Consider the following 7,058-nt stretch of genomic DNA (forward strand, 5'->3'; position numbering starts at 1 on the left):
GCCCACCACAGCGCCGCCATGAACGCGGTACCAGCCCCCAGGGTGAGGTTCCACGACCCGGGTGTGGTAACCAGCCCGGCGGCRCCCGCTGCCAGCAATAGCAGTTCAAAAGCCACATTGGCCAGCAAGACGCCCTGCAGCAGGCGGATCTGAAACTGCCGCATGTTGCCAACGTCGGAGGGGGAAGAGGGCATGGTCGAGGTGGTGCGGCGATGTTTTGTATTTATCGTTTATATCAAATAAATGATTAAAATGCCAATGTTATCAATTTGATTGTATTTTTGCTGCAAATTGATCATTTGCGTGTTTCTGGCCGAGTCCGGGTGGCCGCCATGCCGCGCCACCCTTCTACAAAGCGCCAAAGACAAAGGGCCCTCGGAAGGGCCCTGTGTGTGCATTTGAAAACTTCCCCTCGGCAGGCGCTGTGCGGCCTGCACCGGAAGTTCAGCTACCGGTCATATCCGGCCCATCAGCAGCAGAATCACCAGGATCAGCACCACCAGGCCAATCCCGCCGCTGGGTCCGTAGCCCCATGAGCGGCTGTGGCCCCAGGTGGGCAGGGCGCCGACCAGGATGAGGATCAGAACGATCAGAAGAATCAGCGAGAGTGACATGGCAGTTCCTTGTTGGAGTGGTTAGCGGTGAGTGCATTGTTGGGTGCACCCCGCGAACTGCCCGCAGGTGCCGCGCCCGCCACTGGGTCAGGGATTTCCGACACCCACTGTGGGATGTGCGGGTTGTGCCCGGACGAGACCCCGCAGATTCATATCAAAAATGATAGCTGCAGGCGCATGTTTGACTAGCGCTTGCAGCTGTTTTCTCTCCAAGCCTGTGCCGAAGCCTCTCAGTGGGCCCCCGCCGCGTCTGCCGCGCCCGCACCGCCGCTGCGCGCAGGGCGCTTAGTCAGCCAGATCAGCCCGATCAGCAGCAGGAACAACCCGGCCGAGCCCAAAAAGATGTCGTTGGCCGCGCGGGTGAACGCCTGCTGGTCGATCAGCCGGTTGATCTGCGCCAGCGCCTGCATCTGCGTGAGGCCCGAGGCCACCAGGCCATCCAGCGTCTGCGCGAACACCCCCTGGCCTTGCACCAGCCCTTCGGTCAGGTGCGCGTGGTGCATGGCGGCGCGGCTCTCCCACAGCGTGGTGGCAATCGATGTACCCATGGCACCGGCGGTGATGCGCACAAAGTTCGACAAGCCTGCTGCCGCCGGGATGCGGTCTGGCGACACACCCGCCAGCGTCAGCGTGGTCAGCGGGATGAAGAAGAACGCCATGGCCGCGCCCTGCAACAGCGTGGGGATCAGGATGTGGATGAAGTCCGTCTGCACCGTGAACTGCGAACGCATCCACAGCACCGTGCTGAACACGATGAACGCACCCGTGGCCATGCGGCGCGGGTCCCACTGGCCGACCTTTTTGCCCACCAGCGGCGTGAGCAGGATGGCGAACACGCCCACCGGCGCCAGCGCCATGCCGGCCGAGGTGGCSGTGTAGCCCATCCAYTGCTGCAGCCACAGCGGCAGCAGCACCACGTTGCCGAAGAACAGSSCATAGGCCACCGACAGCGCCAGCGCACCAAAGGTGAAGTTGCGGCSCTTGAAGAGCTWCAGGTCSACCACCGGGTGCTTKTCGGTCARCTCCCACAYCAGGAAGACAGCAAACGCCACCACCGCGAYCACGGCCATSGTGAYGATCTCGSSCGAGKSRAACCAGTCSAGCTCCTTGCCCTTGTCGAGCATGAGCTGCAKCGMGCCSACCCACARCACCAGCAGGCTGAGGCCCACGGTGTCAATCGGCAGCTTGCGGATGGGGGTCTCGCGCTTGCGGTAGATGCCCCAGGTCAGCACCCCGGCCAGCAGGCCCAYGGGCACGTTGATGTAGAAGATCCACGGCCAGGAGATGTTGTCGGTGATCCAGCCGCCCAGGAGCGGCCCCACCACCGGCGCGACCAGCGTGGTCACGCCCCACAGGGCCAGGGCAGTGCCGGCCAAGGCACGCGGGTAGCTCGCCAGCAGCAGCGTTTGCGACAGCGGAATCATCGGCCCGGCCACCAGGCCCTGCAGCACGCGGAAGAAGACCAGCATCTCCAGCGACGACGCAAAGCCGCACAGCCAGGAGGTCAGCACGAACAGCAGCACGCTCATGGTGAACAGCCGCACCGCGCCAAAGCGCTGCGTGAGCCAGCCGGTGAGCGGCACCGMGATCGCRTTGGCCACMSCRAAGCTGGTGATGACCCAGGTGCCCTGGCCGGGGCTCACGCCCAGGTCGCCGGCAATGGCCGGGATGGAAACGTTGGCGATGGACGAGTCCAGCACGTTCATGAACGTGGCCAGCGACAGCGACAGTGTGCCCAGCAGCAGGGCGGTGCCCTGCAGCGGCGGATAGGCAGCAGGTGGCCCGGGTGGGGCTGCTGGTGGCGACACCGCAGTAGGCGCCGCCGGAGCGGGGGCCTGGCCTGCGGTGTCTGCAGTGGGGTTGGCGGCAGTCATGCTCGGTCAACCCCGCTTACTGCACCACCGGGGATTGCACGGCGGGCTGCGCCGGGGCCGATGCATGCTTTTGCGCCTGCACTGCGGGCTGGCTGCTCACCTTGGGCGACGCCACGGCCAAGGCGGCCTTGCCATTGCGGCCCAGGTTGGCGGCGATGATGTGCGCCACTTCGTCGTCGGCCGCCTTGAATTGCTCGTCGAACACAGCGGTGGCGGCCACGGGCGTGGTGCGCTGGGTGTCGGCCAGCGTCTTGCCGCTCTGGTCGGCGGTGTCCACCTTGACTTCCATCGACAGGCCCACGCGCAGCGGGTGCTCTGCCACTTCCTTGGGGTCGAGCGCRATGCGCACTGGCACGCGCTGCACCACCTTGATCCAGTTGCCCGTGGCGTTCTGTGCGGGCAGCAGCGCAAAGGCAGCGCCAGTGCCTGCGCCCAGCCCGGTCACCGTGCCGTGGTACGTGACCTTGGTGCCGTACACGTCGGCTTCCAGCTCGGCGGTCTGGCCGATGCGCAGGGCCTTGAGCTGGCTTTCCTTGAAGTTCGCGTCCACCCACAGGTCGTTCAGCGGCACCAGCGTCATCAGCGGGGCGCCGGCCTGCACACGCTGGCCCACTTRCACGCCGCGCTTGGCCACGTGGCCGTCCAGCGGGGCGACCAGCTGGGCACGCTGCACGGCCAGGTAGGCCTCGCGCACGCGGGCCGAGGCGCGCTGCACATTGGGGTGCTGCTCGACCGAGGTGCCTTCTGTCTGTGTCTGGCTGGCGGCCAGTTGTTCTTGTGCGGCCAGCACGGCCGACTGGGCGGCGGCCACGGTGCTCTTGGCGGCGGCCAGCTGCGCGGTGGCGTGCTGGAACTCTTCCTTGCCCACGGCACCGCTGGCCATCAGCGGGGTGCGGCGGTTCACGTCGTCCTGGGCGCGGGCAGCATCGGCCTGGGCACGGGCCAGGTCGGCGCTGCGCAGGCTGACCTGGGCCTTGAGCGTGGAGTTGTTGGCATACAGGGTGCGCACTTCGCGCACCGTCTGGGCGAGCTGGGCCTCGGCCTGCTCCAGCGCCACGCGGGCGTCAGCGGGGTCGAGCTTGACCAGCAACTGGCCGGCCTTCACATAGTCGGTGTCGTCAGCGCCGATGGACACCACCGTGCCGCCGATCTGCGGCGTGATCTGCACCACGTTGCCTGCCACGTAGGCGTTGTCGGTGGTCTCGACATGGCGGCCATTGGCCCAGTGCCAGCCACCCCAGCCGATGGCCACCAGCGCGACGGCTGCGGCGATGAGGGTGAGGCCGCGGCGGCGGGCGGTGTTGGCTTCGTTGGCGGTGAGGGGTTCGCTGTTGGCGGTCATGGCTGTGGTCTTTCAGGAATGTGTTGTTATGTGTTTTTGAATGAGTGCGGTGCGGTGCGGTGTGGTGGGCCGGTCAGTGCGCGGCGGCGGTGTGCAGCACTGCTGTGTCATCGGCCCAGCCGCCACCCAGGGCCTTCATCAGCACCAGGCGGGTGTCGAGCTGGCGGGCACGCAGGTCCACGGCCAGGCGGCGCTGGGCCAGCACCTGGCTTTCGGTGGAGAGCACCACCAGGTAGTTGCCCAGGCCCGCGCGGTAGCGCTCCTGCGCAAAGCGGTAGGCTTTTTCGGCGCTGGCCACGGCCTCGTCCTGCAAGGCCTGCTGGCGGGTGAGCGACTGGATGGAGGCCACGGCGTCGCCGGCTTCCTTCACCGCATCGAGCACGGCGCCGTTGTACTGGGCGATGGCCACGTCCAGCTCGGCGGCGCGGCCGCCCAGCTGGGCGCGCAGGCGGCCCCCGTCAAAAATGGGCAGGCGTAGCGCGGGCGTCACGCCCATCTGGCGCGAGCTGCCGTTGAACAAGCGGTCCAGCCCCAGCGAGTTCAGGCCAATGAACGCGCCGATGTTGATGTTGGGATAGAACTCGCTGCGCGCGCTGTTCACACCCTGAGTCGCGGCCTCCACGCGCCAGCGCGCGGCCACCACGTCGGGGCGGCGGCCCAGCAGGTCGGCGCCCAGCACCTCGGGCACGGCGGTGGGTTGCAGTGCGGCGAGGCGGGGCGTGAGCTGGGGCAGGGCATCGGGCGCCTGGCCGGTCAGCACGGCCAGCTGGCGGCGGGCCAGGGTGATCTGTTCTTCGAGCGCTTCGATTTGTGTGCGGGCGTCGGGCACAGCGGCCTGGGCCTGGGTCAGCTCGACCTGGCTGTCCAGGCCTGCAGAGGTGCGCTCTTGCGTGAGCTTGCGCTGTTCTTCGCGCTGTTCCAGCGCGCGCGTCGCGACGTCGCGCTGGGCCACCAGCCGGGCCAGCGCCACATAGCTGCGCCCCACCTGGGCGGCCAGGGTGTTGGCGGCGGCGGCGGCATCGGCCTGGGCGGCGCGGGCCTGGCCCAGCGCGGCCTGCAGCTCGGCAGCGTGCTGGCCAAAGAAGTCGGGCGACCAGCTCAGCGTGGCCTGCACGGTGCCGCTGTTGTATGTGTTGCCTGCCACCGGGGCGGGCACCAGCCCGTTGGCGGTGTAGCGCTGGCGGGTAGCGTCCACGCCCAGGGTGGCTTGGGGGCCGTTGGCGGCCTCGCGCACCTGGCTCAGGGCCACGGCTTGCTCCAGGCGGGCACGGCTCACGGCCAGGCTGGGGTTACCTTGCAGGGCGGTGTCGATCAGGGTGTTGAGCTGCTCGTCACCCAGCGCTTTCCACCACTGGCTGGGGGCCACCACGTCGGTGGTGGTTGCGGTCAGGCCAGCGGCGGCCGGGGTGGCTTGCGCCAGCGGTGTGTGGGCCGGGCCGGGGTTGGCGCAGCCCACCAGCAGCAGCGCGGCGGCCAGGGCAACGGCCGATACCGCCAGATGGGCGGCGAGGGCAGAGCGGGTGGACAGGGAGGTGGGGGCAGTGGCAGTCACGGAAATCTCCAGGGGGCAGGGCAACAGGGCGGGGTCAACCGGCTGCGGGTTCGGTGGGTGAGGGGGGCTGCTGGCGCAGCGCTTCGCCGTTGGCCAGCATGCGGCGCAGCATGGACAGCAAAAGCTGCCACTCGTCATGGCTGAAGTCGCTGAGGTGGCCGTTGAGCACGTCGGCCAGCACGGGGGGCACCAGGGCTGCAATGCGCTGGCCTTCCGGTGTGAGCCTGAGCTGCACGACGCGGCGGTCCACGGTGGAGCGCTCCCGCACCACCAAGCCCTTGGCTTCCATGCGGTCGAGCGACCGGGTCATGGAGGCGGGGTCGGTCTCCAGGTCACGCGCCAGGCTGGCCACGGTGGCGGTCTCGCACAGCGACAACTTGAACAGTGGCAGCCACTGGGCGTAGGTGAGTTCGTGCAACGCCAGCTGGGCATCGGCCTGCGTGCGGATGGACGACATCACCTTGCGCATCAGGTAGCCGACGCTGTTTTCGGGCACCAGCTTGCTGGGGTCGTAGTGCTCGGCGTTATAGAACGCGGGGGCTTGGCTGGGTTCGGGAGGGGCTGACATGGGTGGGAAATTTAATTGACTAGACAATTATTGTCTTTGCATTGATTAAATTCCTGACACAGGAGAGGGGCCTTTGAGCGGGGTGGGAGYCCACGAACGGGAGCCCACGAACGGGAGGTAACGGACGGGGGTTCGCGGTGCTGAAAATGGCGCGAGTGGAGGGAGTGCGCCCCCGCAAGCAGCCTTGCAGAAGGTCAATTTGCTACGTATTTGATAGCTGATAAGGCATGTTCGACTAGCGCATCAGCCCAAAAACCCTTGATTTTTGGTGCGCAGGCTGCCGCCGATATAGTGGGGCGCCTTGTGACCGACCCTTCTGTGCCTTGCCCACCGGGACACCGCCATGACCGCTGCTGCTGATTCATCTGCCTCCCTGCCCACTGCCTTGGACATTGCACCGCCCCTGCGCTTTGCCGTGATGGGCGCGGGTGCGGTGGGCTGCTACTTTGGTGCCTTGCTCGCCCGCGCGGGCCATGCCGTCACGCTCATCGGGCGGCCCGCCCACGTGCTGGCCGTGCGTGACAACGGTCTGCGGCTGCAGACGGCGGCGATGGATGTGCAGGTGCCCCTGGCGGCCAGCACCGAGGCCAGCGCGGTGCACGGCGCGGACGTGGTGCTGTTCTGCGTGAAGTCGTCCGACTCGGAAGACGCCGCGCAGCAGATTCGTCCCCACCTGGCCCCTGGCGCGCTGGTGCTGACCTTGCAGAACGGTGTGGACAACGACGAGCGCGTGCGCGCCGTGCTGGACGCCAGCACCCCCGTGGCAGCCGCGGTGGTCTATGTGGCCACTGCCATGGGCGGCCCCGGGCATGTGGTGCACCATGGCCGGGGCGAGCTGGTGATTGCGCCTTCGCCACGCAGCGACGAGGTGGCCCGCCAGCTCACGGCGGCGGGCATTCCCACCCAGGTGTCAGACAATGTGCGTGGCGCGCTCTGGGCCAAGCTGCTGCTCAACAGCGCCTACAACGCGCTGTCGGCCCTGTCGCAGCAGCCCTACGGCCCGCTGGTGCAGGTGCCCGGCGTGACGCAGGTGATTGCCGACATCRTGGCCGAGTGCCTGGCGGTGGCGGCGGCTGACGGAGTGACGATTCCGGGCGATGTGCAGGCG

The 7,058-nt window shown here is 67.7% G+C and carries 7 protein-coding genes; 1 reads left to right on the forward strand and 6 read right to left on the reverse strand.

Features of this window, described 5'->3' with window-relative positions:
• The 6 genes from AC04MI_RS21915 to AC04MI_RS21940 all read right to left on the reverse strand — a co-directional run.
• On the reverse strand, positions 1-194 hold a 194-nt coding region (locus AC04MI_RS21915), incomplete at its 3' end, for a hypothetical protein (protein ID WP_476498692.1).
• 261 nt (positions 195-455) lie between these two features.
• Positions 456-614, reverse strand: coding sequence for a DUF3309 family protein (locus AC04MI_RS21920; protein ID WP_007856361.1), 159 nt, complete (start codon positions 612-614; stop codon positions 456-458).
• A 230-nt stretch (positions 615-844) separates the two neighbouring features.
• The gene (locus AC04MI_RS21925) at positions 845-2,488 is read right to left on the reverse strand and encodes a DHA2 family efflux MFS transporter permease subunit (protein WP_476498693.1); all 1,644 of its coding nucleotides are present in this window, start codon (positions 2,486-2,488) and stop codon (positions 845-847) included.
• A gap of 16 nt (positions 2,489-2,504) precedes the next feature.
• The gene (locus tag AC04MI_RS21930) at positions 2,505-3,830 is read right to left on the reverse strand and encodes an EmrA/EmrK family multidrug efflux transporter periplasmic adaptor subunit (RefSeq protein WP_476498694.1); all 1,326 of its coding nucleotides are present in this window, start codon (positions 3,828-3,830) and stop codon (positions 2,505-2,507) included.
• 73 nt (positions 3,831-3,903) lie between these two features.
• Positions 3,904-5,382 (reverse strand): efflux transporter outer membrane subunit, encoded by a 1,479-nt coding sequence (locus AC04MI_RS21935; RefSeq protein ID WP_436077439.1) that lies wholly within the window; start codon positions 5,380-5,382, stop codon positions 3,904-3,906.
• A gap of 34 nt (positions 5,383-5,416) precedes the next feature.
• Positions 5,417-5,950 carry a MarR family winged helix-turn-helix transcriptional regulator gene (locus AC04MI_RS21940; RefSeq protein ID WP_056745937.1) on the reverse strand — a complete coding sequence of 178 codons (534 nt, stop codon included), beginning with the start codon at positions 5,948-5,950 and terminating at the stop codon, positions 5,417-5,419.
• 343 nt (positions 5,951-6,293) lie between these two features.
• Here AC04MI_RS21940 and AC04MI_RS21945 point away from each other — a divergent pair.
• Positions 6,294-7,058, forward strand: a 765-nt coding sequence (locus tag AC04MI_RS21945; RefSeq protein WP_476498695.1) for a ketopantoate reductase family protein, incomplete at its 3' end; no start/stop codon positions are given.

It is taken from the genome of Acidovorax sp. LjRoot204 (assembly GCF_056175785.1).